The 21,779-nt window shown below is 70.9% G+C and carries 24 protein-coding genes and 1 pseudogene; 5 read left to right on the forward strand and 20 right to left on the reverse strand.

All coding sequences use genetic code 11. The features are described 5' to 3' along the window. Positions 1 to 32: 32 nt before the first annotated feature. Complete coding sequence (locus tag V5F66_RS11945) at positions 33 to 2,744, forward strand: fused MFS/spermidine synthase (protein WP_394093927.1); 2,712 nt, start codon at positions 33 to 35, stop codon at positions 2,742 to 2,744. Positions 2,745 to 2,796: 52 nt separating this feature from the next. On the opposite strand, the pseudogene V5F66_RS11950 reads toward V5F66_RS11945, so the two are convergent. From V5F66_RS11950 to V5F66_RS12005, 12 genes and pseudogenes are all read right to left on the reverse strand, one after another. Continuing rightward, positions 2,797 to 3,093 (reverse strand): annotated as a pseudogene (locus V5F66_RS11950) (copper resistance CopC family protein); the annotation flags it as partial. Positions 3,094 to 3,126: 33 nt separating this feature from the next. Then, positions 3,127 to 3,747 carry a TIGR02466 family protein gene (locus V5F66_RS11955; RefSeq protein ID WP_394093928.1) on the reverse strand — a complete coding sequence of 207 codons (621 nt, stop codon included), beginning with the start codon at positions 3,745 to 3,747 and terminating at the stop codon, positions 3,127 to 3,129. 115 nt (positions 3,748 to 3,862) lie between these two features. Then, positions 3,863 to 4,504, reverse strand: coding sequence for a hypothetical protein (locus tag V5F66_RS11960; protein ID WP_394052260.1), 642 nt, complete (start codon positions 4,502 to 4,504; stop codon positions 3,863 to 3,865). 47 nt (positions 4,505 to 4,551) lie between these two features. Continuing rightward, on the reverse strand, positions 4,552 to 5,124 hold the full coding sequence (gene gspM, locus V5F66_RS11965) for a type II secretion system protein GspM (RefSeq protein ID WP_394093929.1): 573 nt from the start codon (positions 5,122 to 5,124) through the stop codon (positions 4,552 to 4,554). After that, positions 5,121 to 6,200: a PilN domain-containing protein gene (locus V5F66_RS11970; RefSeq protein ID WP_012114139.1), complete on the reverse strand. Its 1,080-nt coding sequence runs from the start codon at positions 6,198 to 6,200 to the stop codon at positions 5,121 to 5,123. Before V5F66_RS11970 ends, gspM begins: the two co-directional genes overlap by 4 nt. Further along, entirely contained in the window at positions 6,197 to 7,138 is a 942-nt protein-coding gene (locus tag V5F66_RS11975) for a type II secretion system minor pseudopilin (protein WP_394093930.1), read from the reverse strand. The genes V5F66_RS11970 and V5F66_RS11975 overlap by 4 nt, the downstream gene beginning before the upstream one ends. After that, entirely contained in the window at positions 7,135 to 7,848 is a 714-nt protein-coding gene (locus tag V5F66_RS11980; protein ID WP_394093931.1) for a PulJ/GspJ family protein, read from the reverse strand. The genes V5F66_RS11975 and V5F66_RS11980 overlap by 4 nt, the downstream gene beginning before the upstream one ends. Beyond that, positions 7,845 to 8,258 (reverse strand): prepilin-type N-terminal cleavage/methylation domain-containing protein, encoded by a 414-nt coding sequence (locus V5F66_RS11985; protein ID WP_394093932.1) that lies wholly within the window; start codon positions 8,256 to 8,258, stop codon positions 7,845 to 7,847. Before V5F66_RS11985 ends, V5F66_RS11980 begins: the two co-directional genes overlap by 4 nt. After that, positions 8,236 to 8,727, reverse strand: a complete 492-nt coding sequence (locus V5F66_RS11990; protein ID WP_394093933.1) for a prepilin-type N-terminal cleavage/methylation domain-containing protein — start codon at positions 8,725 to 8,727, stop codon at positions 8,236 to 8,238. The genes V5F66_RS11985 and V5F66_RS11990 overlap by 23 nt, the downstream gene beginning before the upstream one ends. After that, positions 8,724 to 9,203 (reverse strand): type II secretion system major pseudopilin GspG, encoded by a 480-nt coding sequence (gspG, locus tag V5F66_RS11995; RefSeq protein WP_012114134.1) that lies wholly within the window; start codon positions 9,201 to 9,203, stop codon positions 8,724 to 8,726. The genes V5F66_RS11990 and gspG overlap by 4 nt, the downstream gene beginning before the upstream one ends. Beyond that, entirely contained in the window at positions 9,200 to 10,411 is a 1,212-nt protein-coding gene (locus V5F66_RS12000) for a type II secretion system F family protein (RefSeq protein WP_394093934.1), read from the reverse strand. The genes gspG and V5F66_RS12000 overlap by 4 nt, the downstream gene beginning before the upstream one ends. After that, complete coding sequence (locus tag V5F66_RS12005; protein WP_393999584.1) at positions 10,411 to 12,090, reverse strand: GspE/PulE family protein; 1,680 nt, start codon at positions 12,088 to 12,090, stop codon at positions 10,411 to 10,413. Before V5F66_RS12005 ends, V5F66_RS12000 begins: the two co-directional genes overlap by 1 nt. Positions 12,091 to 12,588: 498 nt before the next feature. Here V5F66_RS12005 and gspD point away from each other — a divergent pair, with 498 nt between their 5' ends. Genes gspD through V5F66_RS12020 form a run of 3 tightly spaced genes read left to right on the forward strand, consistent with a single transcriptional unit; the run spans position 12,589 to position 15,984 of the window. Further along, positions 12,589 to 14,835: a type II secretion system secretin GspD gene (gene gspD, locus V5F66_RS12010; protein ID WP_394007151.1), complete on the forward strand. Its 2,247-nt coding sequence runs from the start codon at positions 12,589 to 12,591 to the stop codon at positions 14,833 to 14,835. Between the two features lie 8 nt (positions 14,836 to 14,843). Then, a complete protein-coding gene (locus V5F66_RS12015) occupies positions 14,844 to 15,431 on the forward strand; it encodes a prepilin peptidase (protein WP_394093935.1) in 588 nt (195 codons plus the stop codon). Positions 15,432 to 15,450: 19 nt separating this feature from the next. After that, positions 15,451 to 15,984 (forward strand): tetratricopeptide repeat protein, encoded by a 534-nt coding sequence (locus tag V5F66_RS12020; protein WP_012114129.1) that lies wholly within the window; start codon positions 15,451 to 15,453, stop codon positions 15,982 to 15,984. A gap of 160 nt (positions 15,985 to 16,144) precedes the next feature. Here V5F66_RS12020 and V5F66_RS12025 read toward each other — a convergent pair whose 3' ends face one another. The 4 genes from V5F66_RS12025 to V5F66_RS12040 all read right to left on the reverse strand — a co-directional run bounded on the left by V5F66_RS12025 (position 16,145) and on the right by V5F66_RS12040 (position 18,322). Then, positions 16,145 to 16,864, reverse strand: coding sequence for a TetR/AcrR family transcriptional regulator (locus V5F66_RS12025; protein ID WP_394093936.1), 720 nt, complete (start codon positions 16,862 to 16,864; stop codon positions 16,145 to 16,147). 105 nt (positions 16,865 to 16,969) lie between these two features. Continuing rightward, positions 16,970 to 17,188 carry an SAM domain-containing protein gene (locus V5F66_RS12030; RefSeq protein WP_012114127.1) on the reverse strand — a complete coding sequence of 73 codons (219 nt, stop codon included), beginning with the start codon at positions 17,186 to 17,188 and terminating at the stop codon, positions 16,970 to 16,972. A 119-nt stretch (positions 17,189 to 17,307) separates the two neighbouring features. Further along, on the reverse strand, positions 17,308 to 17,778 hold the full coding sequence (locus V5F66_RS12035) for an SRPBCC family protein (RefSeq protein ID WP_012114126.1): 471 nt from the start codon (positions 17,776 to 17,778) through the stop codon (positions 17,308 to 17,310). 73 nt (positions 17,779 to 17,851) lie between these two features. After that, positions 17,852 to 18,322 carry a hypothetical protein gene (locus V5F66_RS12040; RefSeq protein ID WP_394093937.1) on the reverse strand — a complete coding sequence of 157 codons (471 nt, stop codon included), beginning with the start codon at positions 18,320 to 18,322 and terminating at the stop codon, positions 17,852 to 17,854. A 101-nt stretch (positions 18,323 to 18,423) separates the two neighbouring features. On the opposite strand from V5F66_RS12040, the gene V5F66_RS12045 reads away from it, so the two are divergent. Beyond that, positions 18,424 to 18,756, forward strand: coding sequence for a hypothetical protein (locus V5F66_RS12045; protein ID WP_394093938.1), 333 nt, complete (start codon positions 18,424 to 18,426; stop codon positions 18,754 to 18,756). Positions 18,757 to 18,769: 13 nt separating this feature from the next. Here V5F66_RS12045 and V5F66_RS12050 read toward each other — a convergent pair whose 3' ends face one another. From V5F66_RS12050 to V5F66_RS12065, 4 genes are all read right to left on the reverse strand, one after another. Then, positions 18,770 to 19,003, reverse strand: coding sequence for a type II toxin-antitoxin system HicB family antitoxin (locus tag V5F66_RS12050; protein WP_012114123.1), 234 nt, complete (start codon positions 19,001 to 19,003; stop codon positions 18,770 to 18,772). Continuing rightward, on the reverse strand, positions 19,000 to 19,242 hold the full coding sequence (locus tag V5F66_RS12055) for a hypothetical protein (protein ID WP_012114122.1): 243 nt from the start codon (positions 19,240 to 19,242) through the stop codon (positions 19,000 to 19,002). The genes V5F66_RS12050 and V5F66_RS12055 overlap by 4 nt, the downstream gene beginning before the upstream one ends. 181 nt (positions 19,243 to 19,423) lie before the next feature. After that, complete coding sequence (locus V5F66_RS12060) at positions 19,424 to 21,022, reverse strand: AMP-binding protein (RefSeq protein WP_394093939.1); 1,599 nt, start codon at positions 21,020 to 21,022, stop codon at positions 19,424 to 19,426. Positions 21,023 to 21,140: 118 nt separating this feature from the next. Further along, positions 21,141 to 21,683, reverse strand: a complete 543-nt coding sequence (locus V5F66_RS12065; protein WP_012114120.1) for a CAP domain-containing protein — start codon at positions 21,681 to 21,683, stop codon at positions 21,141 to 21,143. Between the last annotated feature and the right edge of the window lie 96 nt (positions 21,684 to 21,779).

Genomic DNA, 21,779 nt, shown 5'->3' on the forward strand with positions numbered 1-21,779 from the left:
CGGCTCGCTTTTTTCCACAGTCCAGGTTCCCCATGTCCCAGTTCCCCGTGTCCGATACCCGCCCGGCCTCGACCGCCACGATGACTGCTTCGTCGCCTGTTGCCATTTCGCCTGAGGTCGCCGGTGCCGGCACCAGCGGCCGCCGCATCGGCGCCATCACCGCCGTGGCCGCGCTGTCGGGCCTCGCCGGGCTCGGATATGAGATCGTCTGGGCGCGGATGCTCGCCGTTGCGCTGGGCCATGAGATCGTGGCGGTGCTGGGCGTGGTCTCCGCGCTGTTCGCGGGCCTTGCCCTCGGCAGCCTGCTCCTCGGCCGCCGCATCGCGTCGAGCCGCTCGCCTGCCACCTGGTACGCCGGGCTGGAATGCGTCATCGGCCTATGGGCGCTTGCCCTCATCCTCCTGTCGCCGCTGGCCGCCGAGCAGGTGCCGGCTCTGGTGCCGGTGGATGCGGACCCGCTGCGCCAATGGACCGTGGCCTTCGGCCTGCCCTTCGTGCTGCTGCTGCCCGCGACGCTCGCCATGGGCGCCACCGTTCCGGCGCTGGAAGCCGTGCTCGCGCCGCTGCTGGTGGCGCGCGGGGCGGTGGGGCGGATCTATGCGGCCAATACGGCGGGCGCCGTGGCCGGCACCCTTGCCACCGCCTTCCTGCTCATTCCGGCGCTCGGCCTGTCAGCGACGCTGATGGCCTGCGCCGGGCTGAATTTCGCCTGCGCCGCCCTGCTCATCGCCTTCGCGGGCGGACGAGGCGCGGCGCTGGTGGCGTCCCCGGCGTCTCTTCGCGTGGACACGGAGCGCGCGCACGCCCCCCTCATGGCCTTGTTCGTCACCGGCCTGCTCGGCATCGGCTACGAAGTGGTGACGGTGCGGGTGCTGAGCCAAATCCTCGAAAACACCATCTACACCTTTGCCATCCTGCTCGCCGCCTACCTCACCGGAACGGCCCTCGGCGCCGTGGCGCGCAATGCAATCGCCGCGCGGCGTCCCGGCGCGGACCTCACCCGGCCGCTGGTGGTGGCGACCGCCCTCGCCTGCCTCCTCGGTGCGGTGCTGCTCGGGGTGTCGGACCGGATGCTGGAGATGCTACGGGCGGGGCTTCCCGCCACGCTCGAAGGCCGGCTTGCCGCCGAGCTGGGCATCGCCGCGCTGGCCTTCCTGCCCCCCACCATCGCCATGGGCGCCCTGTTCACGGAGCTGGCCCAGCGCGCAAGCGACAAGGCCGGCGGCGTGGGTCCCGCGCTCGCCGTCAACACGCTGGGGGCGGCGCTGGCGCCGATCCTGTTCGGCCCGCTGCTGCTGCCGCTGCTCGGCGCCAAGCTCGCCTTCGTCATCATCGCCGTCGGTTATCTCCTTGTGCTGCCGGATCTGGCGCGCAGGTCCCTCATGGCGGCCGGACTCGTCGGCGCGGCCACGGCGGCACTGATGGTGGCGCCCCTGTCCCTGCGCTTCGTGCGCATCCCGCCCGGCGGCGAGCTGGTGTGGCACCGCGACGGGGTGATGGCCGCGGTCAGCGTCATCTCCAACAGCGCCGGCGACCGGCACCTGCAGGTGAACAACCATTTCCGCATGGGCGGCAGCGCCTCCATGCGCTCCGACCACCGGCAGGCGCACATTCCGCTGCTGCTGCATCCGGCGCCCGAAAGCGCCCTGTTCCTAGGCCTCGGTACCGGCGCGACCCTGTCTGCTGCGGGCGCCCATCCCGGCCTCCAGGCGGACGGGGTGGAACTGGTGCCGGAGGTGGTGGAAACCTTCCCCCTGTTCGGCACCTCGGCCGGCGAGATCGGCCGCAACCCGCGCCTGCGCGTCCATGTGGCCGATGCCCGGCGCTTCGTGCGCGCACCCGGCAGCCGCTACGACGTGATCGTCGCCGACCTCTACCATCCGTCCGTGGACGGCTCCGGCGCGCTCTATGCTCAAGAGCATTTCGCCGCCATCCGCGACCGGTTGGCGGAGGGCGGGCTGTTCGCCCAATGGCTGCCCCTGCACCAGTTGGACCTGCCCACGTTGCGCATCATCGTGCGCACCTTCCTCGACACGTTCCCGGATGCCAGCGCCTATCTTGCCCAGTTCAGCGTGGAGACGCCCCTGATCGCGCTCATCGGCCGGCGCGAGGCGAAGACCTATCCCGCCGATTGGGCGGCGCGGCGCATCACCGATCCGGACCTCGCCGGGCGGCTTGCCGCGCTGGACATGAGCGGCGACTTCTCGCTGTTCGGCCTCTATCTCGCCGGCCGGCCGGAGCTTTCCGCCTTCGCCGGGCAGGGGCCGGTGAACACGGACGACCGCCCCCTCGTCACCACCGATGCACCCCGCATCGCCTATGCCGGCACGGACACCCCCGCCGACCGGCTGGTGGCCCTCCTCGCCGCGCTCCACCCCGCGCCCGAGGCGGTGCTGGATGGGTCGGATCCGCAGGCCCGCGCCCGCCTTGCCGCCTACTGGCGCGCGCGCAATGCCTATCTGGAAACTGGGGCGCAGACGCTGGCCGCGCGCGGTCCGCGCGACGTGATCGGGACGCTGGCCCCGCGCCTCATCGAGATCGTGCGCATGAGCCCGGATTTCGAGCCGGCCTATGGGCCGGTGCTGGCCATGGCGCGGCAGCGCGCGGTCAGCGAGCCGGCTGCGGCGCGCCGCCTCCTAGAAGCACTCGATAGGGCGAACCCGGCCCGACCCGATGCACGCCGCCTTCTTGCGGCGCTGCCGCCGGATGCGGGGTCGGCGTCTCGCCCGCCGCCGCCACGGTGAAGGGGATGGAGCCGCCGTCAGCGTGATAATGGCGGCGGAAATAGCCGTTCCAGATCACCATGTATTTGCCCGGCGGCAGGGGCTGGGTGACGCGGAACGCGGTCTGGCGCACCTGCGCTGTGGGGCGGGTCCAGTCGGTGGCCCATTCGGCATTGTCCGACCCGATGACCTTCACCTCATGGAGCTCGAACTCGTCGGTGAAATCGATGGTCACCGCCGGCTCGCTCTCGCCCAGCACGTCATTGGCATTGGGCACCGACTGGTCGAATGCGCACTGGGCGAACGCAGGCGCGCAGGCGCCGACGACAAGGCCGGCGAGCAGCGCGGTGATGGCGGGGGCGGGTCTCATCGTCCTGCAAACTCCTGAGGGGGGCGCCCCCGCTCACGCGAAGCGGATGGCGTAGCCGAAATTGTCGAGCCGGTCGGGAATGGCGTTGAAGGCGATGGAGATGCGCCGTTCGCCGCGATTGGCGGGCACCTCGTGCAGCAGGTAGCTCGGGAACATCACGAGGTCGCCGGCGTGCGTCTCGGGCATGGCCCACTTGCCGCCGTTGAAGGCATTGATACGGGCGTTGGGATTGCTGTTGCCGAACAGGAAGCCAGTGCCGCCGATGCTCTTGTGGAACACGATGTTGGCGGAGGGGTGCGCCGGCGTCAGATAGACCACGCCGGAGATGAAGCTGTTGGCGTGGGTGTGGATGGCCTGGTGCCCGCCGGGCTCGAGCACGTTCACCCAGATTTCCTTGATCTGCCAGTTCAGCGCCTCGCCGAACAGCACCTCGCCGAACTCTGCCACCTTGGGCAGCACCAGCGCGCCGAGCCGCGCGTGCAGGGAATTCGCCTCGGTCCCCGCCACCGGGGTGTGGGAGAGCAGGTCGGAATAGGCGTTGGTGAGGCTAGTGGCGTCCTGCGCCTCGGCGGCGAGGGCGGCCACCGTCTCCGGTTCGAGCAATCCCGGCACCCGCATGACGGGGGTGGGAAACAATCCGATAAGCTGGCTCACGATGGCGCCTGTCCGGTCCGGCAGAAAGGGGGAGACGGCGCGCACTTTCCCCATGGGCCATGACCTGCGGATGACGGTGGAACGACCCGGCGCGCCCGGTCGACGCCCACAGGCCTCAATGGCTGGATTCGATGTCCGACAGGGCCGGCGGTGGCCGGTATGGAGCGATGATGTGCGCTGTGGGCCGCTCGCCGGCCGGACGGCCCGGGCGCGCCAGCAGAGGGGTGCCGTCCGGCCCACGCGCGGCCGGCGTCGCGCCGCCGCTCCCTGAAGCCGGAAGCGCCAGCACCACGCTGTTGCGGCCGTTCTGCATCAGCGCGTCGCGCACGCTGACGGAGCGCAGCACCCAGCCTTCGAAGCTCTCCCCGGTGCGCAGCCGCACGACGGCATTGCTCGCCGGATCGAGGAAGATGCCGTAGGCGTCGCCCACCCCCACCACGGTGCCGATGAGGGTGACGCGCGGCCGCGCCGGAGCAGCCGCCACCGGCGCGGCGGGTGCGGGTGGCGGCGGGACCTCGACCGCGGCCGGCGGGCGCCGCGAGGGCGAAAAGAGCGGCCGCGCCCGTGTGGCGTCGAGCCGGTCGAGGGGCAGCGACCACAGGGGATTGCCGCGCGGAACAGATCCCGTACGGCCGGGCCCTGCGGCGCCATCGCCGTCCTCGGCGGTGCGGACCTGGACCGCGCCGGCCGGCGAGATCGGCGCGTCGAGCTCGGAGGCGCCCACAGGCGTGGCCGACACCACGAGGACCATCGCCAAGAGGACGATAGCCAACAGGGCAAAGCAGGGAGCCCGCGCAAAATCGATCATCGCGCGCCCTGCCACTGGCCGTAGGCGGTGAAGGTTACTTTCAGCGCCATGGGCTGGCCGCCCCCGTCCACCGTCCGCGCGCCCGATGCCGGCGCCTCGCTCTGGATCGCCAGCTGGTCCACGAACAGGAACGGCTGTCCTGCCTCGATGTCGTAGAGCAGCTTCTGCAGCGCATCCTCGCCGATGTCGAGGCTCGCGGCCACGGCGACGAGGCCCGGCCCGTAAGGCGTGCCCTGAAGCTCCGGCCGGGACGAGGTGATGCGCCCGCCCGCACGCTCCACGGCGGCAGCGATGCGCTGCATGAGCGCGGCGCCCGCCACCGTCACCGTGGGTCCTTCCAGCACCGGCGCGCCGGCCCACGGCTCCGCCGGGTCGCCGGCACGGGGAGGCTTGCGTCCCTGCAGCCGGTCCAGCGCATCGGACGCCTCGGCCACGGCGGCGCGCTTGTCCATCAGGTCGCCGACGGCGCTCCCCGTCACCGCGAGCAGCACCAGGACAAGCGCCAGATAGCCCAGCGCCGCGAGCAGCGGCAGCCGGCGCGATGGGATGACGGATGGCAGCACGCTCATCGCAGGGCCTCCATGGGCAGGAGGACGCGCGCGGAGATCTGGAAGCGCTCGCCGGCCTCGCCGGGCGCGCGGGTGGTGGGTGCCACGAAAGTGGCCTCGGCGAACTGGCGCGACTGCTCCAGCAGGCGGATCAGCGCCGCCGCCTCCCGCGAGACGCCCGTCACCTCCACCCTGTCGCCCTCCATCTGCAGCTCGGTGACATAGGTGTCGTCGGGCAGCGCCTGCGACAGCGCCTCCAGCACCAGCACGCTGGCGGGCACCTCGCGCTTGCGCCGTTCGAGGGCGGCGAGCACGGCCGTCCCGCCCTGCCCGTCACGCGCCGCCACCAGCGCCCGGCGCTGGGCGCCGATGCGCTCGGTGATGTCGTCCAGTTCGGCATCGAGGTTGCCACCCACCAGCCCGGAGACGGCGAGCGCCAGCAGCGCCGCCGCCGCCGCGCCACCGAGCACCGCGAGCAGGACACGCCGCACCCCGGCCATCCCCGAGACCGCGCCGGATGCTGCATGATCGAGCACGCGGATGGGCGACCCCGTGCCCTCCGCCTGCGTGGTGACGAGGATGGCGCCCGCGCCCTGTGCCTTCAGCCGCTCCAGGAGGGGCGAAAGGCGGGCCCGCGCGGTGGCGGCCACGGTGAGGGCGAGGCGCTCGTCGGGCGCGTCCTCAGGCGCCGTGAAGCCATAGGCCGCTTCACTCGCGCTCCAGGGAGTCAGGCGGTCGATCTGCGAGCGCACGATGCCGTCGAGGAACGCGGCGGCGCCGCGCGGCAGCTCCAGTGGGCGGAACAGGAAGCGGCCGGGATCGAGCGCCAGCTCCACCTCCCGCCCCTTGAGCGCCGCCACGATCTCCGGCGCAAACGGGGTGGGATCATCCAGCCGGAGGCGGGCCGTCCCGTCCGGCAGGGCCAAGGTGAACACCCCCGCCTCCCTCTCCACCAGACGCACCGCCGCCCCGCGCGTGAGCTGCTCGCGCAGGTCGGCGACGAAGCCAGCGGCAAGGTCGATGAAGGCGGAGAAGGCGTCGAGGAACCGCGCCAGCGAGAGGGCGGAAGAGGAAGATGGCTTCGTCATCTGGGTCATGGCCGGCGCTCCCCCTTCGGGCGCGGCGGCGGGGCCTCCGCCGGCAGGTCGGCATCCTCGCGCCATGACAAGACCCGGTAGGGGTCATCGCCGAAGTCGCGCAGCAGGATGACGGCCTCCGCCGCCCGGCGACGCCCATTGTCGAACGCCATAATGATGTGCACCCGCACCGCGTCGCTCGCCTCGCGGATGGTGTCGGGCAGAACGGCAGGCGCGGCTTGCCCGCCCTCGCCGCCGCCCGCAGCCGGCGGTGTCGCACCGGCCAGCGCCGCACGCACCACGGGATCGGCATCCACCGCATTGATCTCGCCGCGCCCGCTGAACACGGTGAGATGCGGCAGCGCCCGCTCCACCAGTGCCGGCGGCAGGCCCACCACCCGCCAGATCTCTTCCACATGCACGAAGGGCGCGCCGCGCGGCTCGTAGTCGAGGCCGGCGTCGCGATAGAGCCCGGCCTCCCGTCCGCCATCGCCGGAGGAGGGTGTGCGGAAGCCGAGGATGCGGTCGGCATAGTCCGCCGCCGCCTCGGGCTGCGCGCCCAGCGCCACAAAAAGCCCCGCGAGCAGGTCCTTCGGAGCCGCATTAAGGTCGATGCGCGCCGCCTCGCCCACGAAGCTGGCGCTCACGCTGGCGTTGCCCATCCGGAACGCCACCTCGCCACTGGACGGGCGCTTGTCCTTCGGCACGGCGATGAGGCGCAGGGCCGCGATCTCCACCGCCGCCGTGGCAAGGCCATGGGCGATGAGGCTATCGTCACGCACCGCGGCGGCGGTGGCGGTGCTGGAGATGTAGACCGCATAGACGGTGGCGAGGGTGGCGAGTGCGGCGAGGATCCACAGCACCGCCACCAGGATGAACCCGGCGTGGCAGGTGCCGTCCGCGGCGGCGGGAGCGCGCGGTGAAGACGCGGCAACGGGCACGGCGAACATGGCGGTCATGGCGCGCGCCCCTCGCCGGATGCATCCGGTGCGCCCTGCCCTGCCCCAGCCGGGCGCGGCTTGGCGCAGACGGGCCGGGTTTCGTCGGTGACGCACACCGCCGGCACTTCGGCGCGGATCACCACCGCGCTGGAGGCATCGAGGGCGCGGCCGGTGCGTGCCTCGCGGATCACCAGGCGCACCGCGCGCGGCAGGGTGTCCGCGTCGGTCCAGCCGTCGCGCCACACCCCGTCCCGCCCGGCATAGGAGAAAGAGACCCGATAGGCCGCGCCCAGGAGCTGAACCGGCGTCCCGAACGGCGGCAGGCCGGCATCGGCCGGACGCGGGGCGAAGAGCCCAGCGATGCGCGCCAGCCCGCCGCCGCCGGCCGCCGCCAGTTGCACGATTTCCAACCCCGGCTTCGCATTGGGGCCGAGCGCCGTGCGCACGAACAGCACGGACGCGGACGTGCCCACGAACAGCGGGCGCTTGGCCGTCAGATGGGCCGGCACGAATTCGGCGGCGGCAAGGTCGGCGGCCATGCGGTCCACGGCGAGGGCGATGAGTTCGCTCGCCTCCACGCGGGCAAGGCCGCGCTGCCAGTTGGGCAGCCATTTGCCCGTCACCATGGCCAGCGCCGAGAGCACGAGGCCGGTGAGCGTCAGTGCCACCAGCACCTCGATGAGGGAGAAGCCGGCCGTGGCCGCGCGCTGGGGGAAAGCCCGGCTCATTGCGCTGCCACCGGCACGAGGCGCACCGTCTCCAGCACCACCATGGCGCCGGAGGGGGCGCGTACCCGGATCACCACGTCGCGCGGCGTCCATTTGGCACCGTCGGGCACGCCCGCCACGGCGAGGGGGCGCACATCCATGCGCCAGCCATGGCCGGCGATGTCGCCATCGGTGCGGCCGAGAGCGAGGTTGTTCCGGGCGGGAATGCCGGCTTCCACCGCCCGCGCGGTGGACAGGAGCCCGGCGCGCGCCTCCAGCGCCCGGGCGCCGCGCCCGTTGGCGCCCATGACCTGCCCGATGGCCGCCAGCACAGCTGCCGCTACCGCGAGCGCCACCAGCACCTCCAGCAGGGTGAAGCCGGCGCATCCCGACGCGCCGGTGAGGGCATCAGGACTTGAGGCGCGGGACAATCTCAACTCCTCCCGTCAGCCAGTTCACCCGCACCTCATAGCCGGCGCCGTTGCGCGTGAGGGCGACCACCCCGCCGCACGACAGGCCCGAGGGCAGGAAGCCGATGCGCCCGCCCGCCGCGCGGCCGTTGCAGATGTTCGGCAGCACGGCGGTCATGCGCACATCGTCGGGAATGCGCACTTCGCGCGCGCCCTGCCTACCCCCCGCGCCCGAGCGGATGCGGCCTGCGGGCGCATCCACCACGGTGGCCACCGGCGTGCCAAGGCGCAGGGCGGCGGCGCGGTCCGCCTTCAGCAAGGCGGCGGTCTCCACCGCATAGGCCTGAAGCCGCTGGCGCGAGGTGCCGAGCGGCAGGCGCGGCAGGGCAAGCGCCGCCAGCGCCGCGACGATGGCCAGCGCGCACACCACCTCCAGCAGGCTGAAGCCCGCCTGCCCTGCGCATGCGGAGATGGTGCGCGCCCCGCTCACTTCGACCAGCTCGTGATGTCGGCGGCGGTGCCGGTGCCGCCCTGCTGCCCGTCCGAGCCGAGGGAGACGATGTCGTAGGCGCCGTGCTCGCCCGGCGCGCGATAGATGTAGGGCTTGCCCCAGGGGTCCGACGGCAGGGTGCCGCCCTTCAGGTACGGCCCGTTCCAGGTGGCCGCGCCGGGGGAGCGCTGGACCAGCGCGACGAGGCCTTCCGAGGTGGAGGGATAGCGGCCGGTGTCGAGATAGAACAGGTCGAGGGCGCTGGAGAAGCCCTGGATCTGGATCTTCGCGGTCTTCACCTTGCTGTCGCCGAGATAGCCGAGCACGCGCGGCCCCACCAGGGCGACGATGAGGCCAATGATGGTAATGACCACCAAAAGCTCCACGAGGGTGTAGCCGCCCTCGCTCCTGCGCCGGCGGCGGAATTGGGCGATGCGGGCGCGGCCCGCCGGAAGACTGGTGTTCACGCGGTTCATCCGATGCTTTGGCTGACCGACAGAAGCGCGGTCATGACGGAAACGATCAGGCCGCCGACGACGACGCTGATGGTGACAATGGCGGCGGGTCCGATGATGGCGACCACCTTCGCGAGGGACCGCTGGAGCTTTTCCTCGTAGAAATCGGCGATGCGGCCCGACAGCATGGCAAGCTGCCCGGTTTCCTCGCCGAGGCGCAGCATGCGCACCGCCATGGGCGGCAGCGCCGCGCCGGCCGCCACCGCATCCGACAGCCGCGCGCCCTGGCGCACCTTGTCGGAGGTGGCGGCCCAGACCGAGGCATCGTCGCCTGCCGCCATCACCTCCACGATGATGCGCAGGGCGCTGGTCAGCGTCACGCCGTTGCCCAGCAGGATGGAGAGGTTGCGGCAGAACACGGCCGAGCGGCGGAAGGTGAGAATGGTGCGCACCAGCGGCAGCCGCGCCAGCGCGCCCATCACGGCCGTTCGCATCGCCGGCCGGCGCAGCACCAGCCAGCCGAGGATGACCAGACCGCACGCCCCCGTCCCCAGCGCGGCGCCATGGGCCTGGGCGAGGTCCGACAGGTTCAGCAGCATCTCCACCGCCGGATCAAGCTTGGCACCCATGTCGCGCAGCACGGTGGAGAATTGCGGCAGCACGAACAAAAGGAAGAACACCAGCACCCCGCCCGCCGCCGCCAGCACGAAGGCGGGATATTGCAGCGCTTCCATCAGCTTGCGGCGCAGCTGCTCGGCCCGCGCCCGCTCCTGGGCGAGCAGGTCGAGGATGCGGTCCATGGTGCCGGAGGCCTCGCCCACCCGCACCAGCGCCACATAGACCGGCGGGAACAGCTTGGGCTCCCCCGCCGCCGCCTCGGCGAAGCTCTGGCCGGCGAGCACGTCGGCGCGCAGCTTGCGCACCACCGCCCGCATGCGGCCGAGGTCCGCATCGCCGGACAATAGCTCCAGCGCCTCGTCGAGCCGCGCGCCGGCCTTCAGCAGCAGCGCGAGGTCGCGGGTGAAGAGGGTCACGTCCTCCGCCTTCGGCCCGCCCAGCGACAGGCCGAACCGCCCGCCCTCGCCCTTCGGCCGGGCCGGGGTCGTCTCCACCGGCATGAGGCCGAGGAACTCGATGCGCCTGCGCACCTCCGCCTCGGTGGGCGCGGTGATCTCGCCGCTCACAATCTGTCCGGCCTGGGTGAGGGCCCTGTAGGTGAAGGTCGCCATCAGCGCACGGTGGTCACGCGCAGCACCTCGGCCGGCGAGGTGATGCCGGCCCGGCATTTCAGGATGCCGTCGTCCAGCATAGTGGTCATGCCGCCGGCGATGGCCGCCTTGTCCACGGCGCTGGCGCCGGCGTGGCGGTCGATCATCTCGCGGATCTCGTCCGACAGGGTGAGGATCTCGAACACCCCCACCCGGCCGCGATAGCCGGCCCCGCCGCAGCGCTCGCAGCCCTTGGGCTCGTACACGGTCTCCCCCGCCGCAAAGCCCAGCGCCGAGAAGCGCGGATCGTCGGCCACGTCGGTGGCGGTGAGGGTGCGCGGGCGCTTGCAGCGGTCGCAGAGCTGGCGCACCAGGCGCTGGGCGATCACCGCCCGCAACGTGGACTTCAGCAGGAAGCCCTCCACCCCGAGATCCAGCAGGCGCGGCACCGAGGCGGCCGCCGTGTCGGTGTGGAGCGTGGTGAGCACCAGATGGCCGGTGAGCGCCGCATGGACCGCGATGTGCGCGGTCTCGGGATCACGCACCTCGCCCACCATGATCACGTCTGGGTCGTGGCGCAGGAAGGAGCGCAGGGCAGCGGCGAAGGTGAGCCCGATGGCAGGCTTCACCTGCGATTGGTAGACGCCCTTGATCTCATATTCCACCGGGTCCTCGATGGTGAGGATCTTGCGCGTCGGCTCGTTCAGGATGGAGAGGATGGTGGCGAGCGTGGTGGTCTTGCCCGATCCCGTGGGACCGGTGACCACCACCATGCCGTGGGGCAGCGCCAGCAGCCGCTTGAGGATCTCCGCATCCCCCGGCGACAGGCCGAGCTTGTCCATGTTCAGGAGCCCCCGGTCGCGGGGCAGGAGGCGGATCACCGCCGCCTCGCCGTGCTGGGTGGGCATCAGCGCCACGCGCACGTCGATCTCGGAGCGCCCGAGCTTCAGGCGCGCCGCGCCGTCCTGCGGCAGGCGGCGCTCGGCAATATCGAGGCCGGCGAGGATCTTGATGCGCGAGATCACCGCCTGCGGCAGCACGTCGGCCGGCGCGGGCACCACCCGCAGCAGCCCGTCGATGCGCATGCGCACCTCGATGGTCCCCCGGAACGGGCCGATATGGATGTCGCTGGCGCGCAGCTCCATGGCCTTTTCCAGAAGGTCGTTGACGGCGCGCACCACCGGCGCGCCTGAGGCGAGGTCGCGCAGGCTGTCGATGTCGTCATCGGCCCGCGCGCCGCCGGTGTCCGTGATCCCCGCCGCTGGCGCCTCGTCGCCGCCAAGCCGCTCGGTGAGGACGGTGGCGATGTCCTCGAAGGAGGCGACCACCAGCGCCACCTGTTCGCCCAGGGCGATCTCGGCGGCGCGCCGCACCGCGCCGTCGGTGGGATCGCCCACGGCGAGGCGCACCACGCCATCGGCGCCGCGATAGGGCAGCGCCGTCATCTCGCGCAGGAAGCGCGGCGAGAAGTGTGACACCAACGCGGGGGCCGCCATCAGCTCGGGCAGGCTCACGCGCGGCAGATGATAGAAGGTGGCCACCGCATCGGCGAAGTCGCCGGCGGCAAGCTCGGTGGATTCCCACACCTTGCGCAAAGGTTTCGGGCTTGTGGCGGACGAGGCGGGCGAATGCACCTCATCCGGGCGCAGAGGCACGGCGTCGCCCGGCCGCAGCAGCCCGCATCGCGCCAGATAGCCCATGAAATCGCCAACCAAATCGCCGGCGCCGTCGGCCGTCATCCCCGTCCCCGTCGCCCGAACGGCGCGCCGGCCGGTTTCGGCTCGCCCGTCGCGCCTCACCTTGATCCTTGCCGCCGGGCAGGGCTCACACGCGCCGGACATCTCGTCCCGCGACAGCCTCTGTGCGGGAGCCCTTCGAGGCATCCCTGATCGAACGCGCAGCCGTCCGGCCCGAGCACGCTCGCGTCGGCGGGTGCATCATCGTGTCGCCCCATGAAGGTTTCGCGGCGACTTCATGACAGTCCCGTAACAGTCCCGCCCCGCGCGCCGTGCAGAGCCCGTCGTTTCGCAACTTCAGGTGACCCTAATATTTCTGTCATACGGCATCGATACTAGGTGACGTCCGTCCGGAGATCGGGGCCATCCACCTCGAACGGCAGCTGGGTTCTATCGAGGCATCGGGTGGAAGTGCGGAAAGATCGGCCAAACCGGTTCGGCTCCCGACCGGGCACCCTGCTGTTGACGTGCGCGATCCTCATCGCCACGGCGCTGGCCGCGTGTTCTCTGGTGCCGGACGACGTCAAGCCGCCGAGCGTGATGGACCAGGTCCGCGCCATCGACCTGCTGCCGCGCGACACCAAGCCGGTGCCCGGCCCGCAGGACATTCCCGACGACCGCAAGGCCATCGAATATTTCGGCTCAAGCACCGCGGCGGCGGTCTCCGACCGTTCCGAGGTGGGCGTGGCCGGACGGGGCGGCGTGAGCGGCGGCGCCGACGGCTATGACCTCAACTTCGACAACACGCCGGTGACCAGCGTCGCCAAGGTGGTGCTGGGCGACATCCTCGGCGTGGGCTACGTCATCGACCCGCGGGTGCAGGGCACGGTGACCCTCGCCTCGGCGCGACCGGTGCCGAAGACCGAGCTGCTCTACGTGCTCGAAGCCGCGCTAAAGACCAACAACGTGGCCATGGTGCGCGAAGGGGCCGGCTATCGCCTCGTGCCCCTCACCGAGGCGGCGGGCGGCGGCAATGCGGATGTGGGCACCTCGCGGCCGGAGCCGGGCTACGGCATCTCCGTGGTGCCGCTGCGCTATGTCTCCGCCGAGGCGCTGATGCCGCTGCTGGACAGCTTCGCCACCAGGGCCGGCGCGGTGCGCGCCGATCCCGGGCGCAACCTGCTCATCGTCCAGGGCACCGGGTCCGAGCGGCAATCGGCCATCAACACCGTGCTCTCCTTCGACGCCGACTGGATGCGCGGCCAGTCGGTGGGGGTCTATCCGGTCCGCAACAGCGCGCCCGAGCCGCTGATCTCCGAGCTGGAGAGCATCATGGACGCGGGCGACAGCGGGCTGAGCCACAAGATGGTGAAGTTCCAGGCCATCAACCGCCTCAACGCCATCATGGTGGTGGCCAAGAAGCCGGAGCTGCTGCAGACCGCCGGAACCTGGATCGGCCGCCTCGACCGCTCCGACACCACGGTGGGCGTGCGCGTCTATCGCCTGCGCTACGGCGACGCCAAGCAGATGGCAAAGGTGCTCAACGAGCTGTTCGTGGGCGGATCGTCCAGCGGCCTCGACCAGGCGGCCAGCCAGATCGCGCCCGGCTCCGGCGCCTCGGTCTCGTCCGGCGGCGGTTCGGACGGAAATGGTTCCGGATCGGGCCTCACGGTGCAGCAGCGGCTCGGCCAGTCCCCGCCCAAGCAGGACACGGGCGGCACGGGGGGCAAGACCATCGCCGTCGACAGCGAGGGCGCGCCCCTCGGCGGCTCCGGCGGGGGCGCGGGAGGGGGCGGCGCGCTGCTGTCCGGCATCCGCATCACCGCCGACGCCATCAACAACTCGCTGCTGATCTTCGCCAGCCAGGAGAATTACCGCATCATCGAGCGCACCCTGATGCAGCTCGACCAGCCGCAATTGCAGGTGGCCATCGAGGCCACCGTAGCAGAGGTGACGCTGAACGACACCCTGGCCTACGGCGTCCAGTTCTATCTCACCAGCAAGGACCTCGGCCTCGGCCGCAACAACGGCTCGGTGCTGAACACCCTGTCCAGCGACATCACCGACCAGGCCATCAACCGCGTGCTGCCCGGCTTCAACCTGCTGGTGGGCCGCGAGAACCAGCCTCGCGCCATCCTCGACGCCCTGCATACGGTGACCGACGTGAAGGTGCTGTCCAACCCGTCCGTGGTGGTGGTGGACAACCAGAAGGCGACGCTGCAGGTGGGCGACGAGGTCCCGGTCTCCACCGGCAGCGCCACGGTGCTCTCGTCGTCCAACACGGTGGTCAACACCATCGAGTACAAGAACACCGGCATCATCCTCCACGTGGTGCCGCGGGTGAACGTGAACGGGCAGGTGCGGCTCGAGATCGAGCAGGAGATCAGCAACGTCACCCAGTCCGATCCCACCACCAGCGGCACCAGCAGCAATTCCACCGGGCTCACGCCCACCGTGTCCCAGCGCAAGGTGAAGAGCGTCATCGCCGTGGCGAGCGGGCAGACCGTGCTGCTCGCCGGCCTCATCAGCGAGCGCCACAACGGCGTGCGGCAGGGCGTGCCGATCCTCGACCAGATCCCCGGCGTCGGCGACGCCTTCGCCCACACCAACGGCACGGTGAAGCGCACCGAGCTGATCATCTTCATCCGGCCCCAGATCATCCGCGACAATGTGGATGCCCATACGGTGGCTGAAGAGCTGCGCGCCAAGCTGCGCGGCACCGTCACCACCCTGCCCGGCGGCCCGCAGGCGCCGCTCGGCGCACGGTGAGGCCGGCCATGGCGATGTCTTTCCCCACGGCGCTGTCCGCCGGTGACCGCGCCGGCAAGGCGGCCCTCGCGGCGGTGATCGCAGCCGCCATGGCGACGAGCCTTGCGGTCGAGCCATCCATCGGTGGACTGCTGGCTGCGGCGCTGGTGCCGGTCCTCGCCGCCATCGCCGTCATCGACGCACGGCACTTCATCATTCCCGATTCCTTGAACGCGCTGGGTGCGCTCCTCGGCCTCGCCGCTGCCGCCACCGCGCCGGAACCGGCGGATGGCCTCGGCGCGGCGATCCTCGGCGGCGCAGCCTTGGCCTTCGTGTTCCTGGCCATCCACCTCGGCTATCGCGCGTTGCGCGGCCGCGACGGGCTGGGGCTGGGCGACGTGAAGCTCGCGGCGGTGGCGGGGATCTGGCTCAGCGTCACCGCCATGCCGGTGGCGGTGGAGATCGCAGCGCTCGCCGGGCTCCTCGCCTATGGCATCACCCGTCTCGTCGCCGGCCGCGCCGTGCGGGTGCGGGACCGGTTGCCGTTCGGCCTGTTCTTCGCGCCAGCCATCTGGATCGGCTGGCTCTTCGACCGCTGGTCGGCCGGGCTGTTGTGAGGAGGATCGGGAAGCGGCCATGAAGCTGACGGCTCCCCCTGCCCTGCGCCGGCTGCTGGCCGCGCTCCTGCTCGCGGCCATCCTCGGCCCGCCGGTGACGCCCGCCGGCGCGGGGGCGCCCTCCACGTCCGGCGCCTTCGCGCTCTACGCGCGGGGCGACTATGAGGCGGCGGCCGCCGAGCTGACGCCGCTGGCGTGGGCCGGCGACCCCCGCGCCCAGGGCCTGCTCGGCTTCCTCTACGAATACGGCAAGGGCGTGCCACAGAATTATGTGGCGGCGGCCAACTGGTACGCCAGCGCGGCCGAGCAGGGCGAGGCGACGGCGCAATATCTGCTGGGCCTGCTCTACGACAAGGGCCACGGCGTGCCGCGCGACGTGGTGCTGTCGCAGAAGTGGCTCATCCTCGCCACCGCCCGGGCCTCCAGGCGCGAGCGGGATGTCTACACCCGGCTGCGCAATGCGGTGGCCACCAAGATGAGCCCCGCCCAGCTCGCCACCGCCCAGCGCCTCGCCATCGAATGGGCGCCGGTACGCGGGCTGCCGGTGCAATAGGGCTGACCTCCTGCGGTGAGGCCGCATCTCCGCGCGCATGGCATCGATCGCCAAGACGACTCACCAAGTGCGGCTCACCAAGTGCGGCTCGCCAAGTGCGGCGCGCCGAGTATGGCGCCCGTCCCGGATACGACGGCGGAGCTAGGTCGCTGCTGCCGCGTCACCGCGCCGCCAGCGCGCCTGCCACGAAGCGCGTCACCTGCGCCGCATAGGTCTGCGCATCGATGCCGCGCTCGCGATACTTGCTGCGCTTCACGTACCAGTCCTGAAGCAGCGGCTTGATGAGGGTGGCGGCGAATAGCGGGTCCTCGGCCGCGAACACCCCCTGCCGCATGCCCTCGGCGATCACGTCCGCGAAGATGCGCTCGGTGAGCCGCTCGCTGTCGATGGCGCGCTTCCTGGCCTCGGGCGGGAAGGCTTTGGCCTCCATATAGGCGAACACGAACCACGCGTGCATGGCCTCGGACAGCCGCACATGCGCGGCGATCAGCCAGTTGAGGTGCGCCGCAGGATCTGCCCGCACCGCCTCAGGCGCGCTGCCCAGTTCCGCCTCCACGGCGTGGGCCACCTCGCCGAGGATCATCAACAGCAGGGTGTCCTTGCTGTCGAGATAGGAATAGAGCCCGCCCATGCTGAGGCCGGATTCGGCCGCCAGCTGGCGCAGGGTCATGGCATGGAAGCCGTGGCGGTTGGAGAGCTTCAGCGCCGCATCGATGATGCGCGCGAGGTTTGCCACCGCCACGTGGGGCTTCTGCACCTTGATGAGGTCGCGGTGCCGTTCATGGATACGGGCCGAAAGGGCTTCCAGGGAATGGGCGTCCGGCGCATCAGGACCGGGCGCCTGGGTTGCGCCCGCCTCGGCCCTCTCGTCTGCGCCCACCCGTCAACCCCCGATAAAGCCTGATCTCACAAGCGGGAAGACTGCGTCCCGGATGCGGAAAGTCAAGCCCGCAGAAGTCCAGCGCGATCCATCAGAGCGAGCCCCTCACACCATGGCGCAAAGCGCTTCCATGCGGGCGCAGACATCGCTCAGGGAGGGCGCCGCGCCATCGCTCGGCAGGGTCAGGAGGAGGTCGGCGAAATCATCCGCCTCCTGCTGGCGCAGGAAGCGCACCACGTCGTCGATGCTGGAGGCCCGCGTCTCCGCATCGCCGATGACGATGCGCAGAGAAAAGGGATCGGTGGGCGGAAGGCTGCGTCCCATAGTGATCTCCTCTGCCGGCGCGCCTTCAAGGCGCAACATGGCTACCGGAGACTTAACGCGGCCTTCGCCGAAGGGTTCCCTCGCTTGTCGCGCATCGCGCGCTCAAGCAGGCGCGCGACTTATGCGCCGTGCTGGATGAGGTCCGGCAGGCGGCGGGTCAAGGTGCGCAGCACGCTCTGGGAGCCCTTGTTCATCACGTCGAACACCCCGTCCGAGGTGGCGGCGGTGCTGAAGCCGTCATGGACGAAGCGGAAATGGGTGCCGCCGGAGGGGGTGGGCGTGAGGGTCCAGGTGACCACCGTGTCGATATAATGACCGAAGCCCTTCAGCTCCTCGTGCCCGCCCTTCCAGCTGAAGGACAGCTCGCGCTCGGGCACGGCGGTCTTCACCTGGCACTGGAACTCGCCGTCCCAGCGCTCGATGGGCCGGCCCCAGATGGTGAAGCGGTGCCCTTCCAGGGGCTGGATATCGTTGGGAAAGAACCAGACGGCGAGCCATTCGGAATCGGTAATGGCGCGCCAGACAATGTCCACCGGATACTCGAACTCGGCTTCGGTGACGATGGAGCGGGTCTCGATAACATCCGACATGGACGAAACTCCCCAAAAAAGGCGATCAAACAAACAAGCGTGGCCAACCTTGCGAAGAAGCAAGAAACGGGCCTCAGCCCACCGGCTGTTCCACGCCCAAAACGGAATGGAACTGCCGGGCGAAGGCTGAGCAATCATCCTCCCGCGCAAACAGGATGTCGGCGCTCCACTCGATGCTGCGGGCGCCATCGGACCAGAGGCGCTCGGCCCGATGCCACGACAGGGCCGGCCAGCGCGGGTTGCGAACGGGCAGGTCATCCGGCCCCCGCGCCCCCGGCCGACCGAGATGGGAGGTCAGGAATGCCACCACTTCGGGACGGAACGCGAGGGCAAAGGCCACGCCGTGCCGGATGGTGCGGGGCGGCGGCCGCAGCAGCGCCTGCTCGATGACGGCGAAGCCGGCCGGCCCGTCGCCGGCGGCAAGCTCGCGCAGCACCAGCAGGCGGAAACCGTGCTCCAGCACCAGAGCGGGAACCGCATGGACCGCGACGGCCGACTCATGGGCGGGCGCGGCGGCCAGAGCCGGACGGGCGGGCACGGTCATGCCGGCGTTCCCGAATAAGCGCGGGTCGGCAGTGGACCTGCTGGCATCGTTCCTGCTTGGCGCGAAGCGCCCCACGCGTGGGGCGGGCGCGAGGGTCCATCTTGGTCAAGACCGACTACATTCCCGAACTCAGCGAAGTGCGCATGGAGCGGCGCGCCCCGGAAGGGCCGTACAGCCTCGACGCCGAAGACCGCGTCTATATCGAGGGCTGCCTCCGCCAGTTGGAGGCGGCGTTCGGCACCGAGGGCTTTCCCGGCATGCCGTTCGAGGCCATTCCCGGCCGCGCGCTGATCCGCCGCTTCATCGTGTGGTGGCGCACCCTGGAGCCGGAAAACGAAGCCCAAAGCGAGGCCCACGCCCAGTTGCCCGGCGCCATCCGCCTGCTCGACACCGTCTCCTCCTACCTGGAAGAGAAGGCGCGCGGCGGGCGCTGAAGCGGCCACCGCCTCAGGCCTTCGCCGAACCGGGTGCGGGCGGCTCGCGGTCGGCGGCCTTCAGGGCATCGATGCAGGCGAACAGGGCCAGCCGGCCGTCGGCGAGGGCCTCCTCCTCCGTCTCGCCCACGCCGTGGCAGCCGGGCACATCGGGAAAGCTTGCCACGAAGCCGCCACCCTCCTCGGGCGGGATCGGCGCGAGGGTGACCGGATAGGCATCAAGATCGGGGGCGACGGGGGCGCTCATTGGTCCTGCTCGTCCATGCGGTCCACCATGGCGACGAACGCCTTCACGTGGACGGAGCGGATCTTCTGCTTCATGGGCACGGCGACGCAATCGGGCACCGAGGGGTGGGTGAAGACCACGTGGGTCCCGGTCACCTTGCGAAACTTCATCGCATATTGGGATGCGGTGATCTCGATGTCGGCGGGCCGCCACTCCCCGCCGGGATTGGCGCGCAAGGCTTCGAGCCTCTTGTTATGCATGACAGTATCCGTCGAATGAAAAGGGATGAAGCTGTAAAGACTTCAGTGTAGGCGCACGCGCCCTGCGGGCAAGCCGAAATGGTGGGCAGCCGGGGGCGGCGTGACAGGCCGCAGGCGGGGCCGCCTGCAACGGACCCCCTCTGAACGCGGGAGCGGCGGCTCCAGCCTCCCGGCCGCGCCGTCAGTCCCTGAGCAGCCGGCGGATGACCTTGCCCGTGGTGGTCAGGGGCAGCTCGGCCACGAACTCGATCTCGCGGGGATATTCGTAAGCTGCAAGGCGGGTGCGCACGAAGGCGCGGATGTCGTCCTCCAGCGCCGGCGAGGGTGCGATGCCGGGCATCAGCACGATCACCGCCTTGACGATCTCGGTGCGCAGCGGGTCCTTCTTGCCCACTGCGGCGGCGATGGACACCGCCGGATGGCGTAGCAGCACATCCTCGATCTCCGCCGGGCCGATGCGATAGCCGGCGGAGGTGATCACATCGTCGTCGCGGCCGAGGAAGTGGAAATAGCCCTCCTCGTCCTGGGTCGCGAGGTCCCCGGTGATGAGCCAGCCGTCGCGCACCTTCTCCTGCGTGGCGTCCGGCCTGTTCCAGTATTCAAGGAACATGACCGGATCGGGCGCGCGCACCGCGATCTGCCCCATCTGGCCGGGGGGCAGCACGGCGCCGTCTTCGCCCAGCACCGCCACCTCGTGGCCCGGCACCGCCTTGCCGGTGGCCCCGGCTTTCGCTACGCCCAGCGCCGCCGAGGAGCCGATGACGTAATTGCATTCGGTCTGGCCGTAGAACTCGTTCACCGGCACGCCGAGGGCCTGCCGGCCCCATTCGAAGGTCTCCGCCCCCAGCGCCTCGCCCGCCGAGCCCACGGTGCGCAGGTCGAAGTTGAAGCGGGTCTTGGGGTCCGGCACGGCGCGCATCATCTTGAGCGCGGTGGGCGGGATGAAGACGTTGCGCACCTGCGCCCGCTTGATCAGGTCGAAGGCCGCCTCGGGATCGAACTTGCCGCGCGGCTGCGCCACCACCGGCACCCCCAGCGCCAGCGCGGGGAGGATGGTGTTGAGCAGCCCGCCGGCCCAGGCCCAGTCGGAGGGGGTCCACATGCGGTCGCCCGCCTGGCCGATCCCCTCATGGGTGAAGGTGACGCCGCTCACGTGGGGCAGGAGCACCCGGTGGCCGTGCAGCGCGCCCTTGGGCTGGCCGGTGGTACCGGAGGTGTAGATCATCAGCGCCGGATCGTCCGGGCCGGAGGTGATGGCGAGCGGCCGGTCGGAGGCGGCATCCAGCAGGGTGGTGAAATCGAGCACCCCCGCCCGCGCCCCGTCCACATTGAGGACAAGCCCCAGCGCCTGCGGCCGCTCCACCACCTTGGCAAGGCCGGCATCGTCGGTGACGAGGGCCCTGGCGCCGGAATCGGCGAGGCGATAGGCGATGGCGTCCACCCCGAAGGCGCCGGCCAGCGGCACCGCGATGGCGCCCATCTTGTAGACGGCGAGGTGGGTGACCAGCACGTCCAGCGACTGGGGCAGCAGGATCGCCACCCGGTCGCCGCGCCCGATACCGTGGGCCAGAAGGGCGTGAGCCAGTCGGTTGGAGGCGGCCGCCAGCGCGCCGTAGGAGACCGGGCGAAAGCCCGCGCCATGGGGCAGGAACAGGGCCGGACGGTCGGGCGCGCGGGCGGCGATGCCGTCGCAGGCATGGACCGCCATGTTGTAGCGGCGCGGGATATCCCAGGAAAACGCCCGGCACCGGCGCTCGTATTCACTCGTGTGCGCCAGCATGACCCGGCCGACCCTTCTGCCCCCGCAATGTTGCGGCGCACGCTACAGGGTTGCGGCTGCGAGATGCAAGTGTCTTTTGCCGACTCCGGACACACCGGCCCGGGCCGAGAACGTTAGGTCACCGCCCGCTCTTGTCCGGCTCGGCCAGCACCAGCGCCCAGTAGACCTTGTACTTGGAATTGGGCGCATTGGCGGTGGCGATGCCCATGCGGGTCACCCCCGGCTCCAGCATGTTCTTGTTGTGGGAGGGGGAATCGCGCCAGCCGGAGAACGCCTCCGCCAGAGTGTGATAGCCCGCGCCCACATTCTCCACCGCCTTGGAGGCGTTGTAGCCGGAGGCCTTCATGCGGGTCATGAAATTGCGCCCGCCCACCTCGTGGGAGAGATTGTCGGCCCGCGCCATGGCGTTGGCCTGGTCCTGGGCGATCTTGTTGAGCTGGTCGTCGATGGTGACGGGGGTCAGCCCGCGCCCGACCCGGTAGTCGGAGATGATGGAGGCGGCGGCGGCCGCGTCCACCGGCTTCCCGGTCTTGGCGAGGTTGATGTAGAAGGCCGGCTGGCTGTCGAGCTGGGTGTCGGTGGTGCCGCAGGCGCCCAGCGTCAGCAACAGCGCGAGCCCGGCACCGGCGAGAAGGGGACGGCGGAGGATCGGGTCGCGCATGGCTCTCTTCCAGCTGGTTCGGGGCTCCTCGCCCCTTGGACATCCCGCCCGGTTCGCCGGAGCCCGCCATCTCGGCGGATCCGGCGCGCGAGGGAC

The sequence above is a fragment of the Xanthobacter versatilis genome (assembly GCF_043193975.1).
GTDB classification, from domain to species: domain Bacteria; phylum Pseudomonadota; class Alphaproteobacteria; order Rhizobiales; family Xanthobacteraceae; genus Xanthobacter; species Xanthobacter autotrophicus_E.

Bases quoted from the DNA above. Each gene is read 5' to 3' on its own strand.
- V5F66_RS11945 (WP_394093927.1), top strand. From the start codon at position 33: ATGTCCCAGTTCCCCGTGTCCGATACCCGCCCGGCCTCGACCGCCACG.
- gspM (WP_394093929.1), bottom strand. From the start codon at position 5,124: ATGAGCGTGCTGCCATCCGTCATCCCATCGCGCCGGCTGCCGCTGCTC.
- V5F66_RS11970 (WP_012114139.1), bottom strand. From the start codon at position 6,200: ATGACCCAGATGACGAAGCCATCTTCCTCTTCCGCCCTCTCGCTGGCG.
- V5F66_RS11975 (WP_394093930.1), bottom strand. From the start codon at position 7,138: ATGACCGCCATGTTCGCCGTGCCCGTTGCCGCGTCTTCACCGCGCGCT.
- V5F66_RS11980 (WP_394093931.1), bottom strand. From the start codon at position 7,848: ATGAGCCGGGCTTTCCCCCAGCGCGCGGCCACGGCCGGCTTCTCCCTC.
- gspG (WP_012114134.1), bottom strand. From the start codon at position 9,203: ATGAACCGCGTGAACACCAGTCTTCCGGCGGGCCGCGCCCGCATCGCC.
- V5F66_RS12000 (WP_394093934.1), bottom strand. From the start codon at position 10,411: ATGGCGACCTTCACCTACAGGGCCCTCACCCAGGCCGGACAGATTGTG.
- V5F66_RS12005 (WP_393999584.1), bottom strand. From the start codon at position 12,090: ATGGGCTATCTGGCGCGATGCGGGCTGCTGCGGCCGGGCGACGCCGTG.
- V5F66_RS12015 (WP_394093935.1), top strand. From the start codon at position 14,844: ATGGCGATGTCTTTCCCCACGGCGCTGTCCGCCGGTGACCGCGCCGGC.
- V5F66_RS12020 (WP_012114129.1), top strand. From the start codon at position 15,451: ATGAAGCTGACGGCTCCCCCTGCCCTGCGCCGGCTGCTGGCCGCGCTC.
- V5F66_RS12030 (WP_012114127.1), bottom strand. From the start codon at position 17,188: ATGGGACGCAGCCTTCCGCCCACCGATCCCTTTTCTCTGCGCATCGTC.
- V5F66_RS12035 (WP_012114126.1), bottom strand. From the start codon at position 17,778: ATGTCGGATGTTATCGAGACCCGCTCCATCGTCACCGAAGCCGAGTTC.
- V5F66_RS12040 (WP_394093937.1), bottom strand. From the start codon at position 18,322: ATGACCGTGCCCGCCCGTCCGGCTCTGGCCGCCGCGCCCGCCCATGAG.
- V5F66_RS12050 (WP_012114123.1), bottom strand. From the start codon at position 19,003: ATGAGCGCCCCCGTCGCCCCCGATCTTGATGCCTATCCGGTCACCCTC.
- V5F66_RS12055 (WP_012114122.1), bottom strand. From the start codon at position 19,242: ATGCATAACAAGAGGCTCGAAGCCTTGCGCGCCAATCCCGGCGGGGAG.
- V5F66_RS12060 (WP_394093939.1), bottom strand. From the start codon at position 21,022: ATGCTGGCGCACACGAGTGAATACGAGCGCCGGTGCCGGGCGTTTTCC.
- V5F66_RS12065 (WP_012114120.1), bottom strand. From the start codon at position 21,683: ATGCGCGACCCGATCCTCCGCCGTCCCCTTCTCGCCGGTGCCGGGCTC.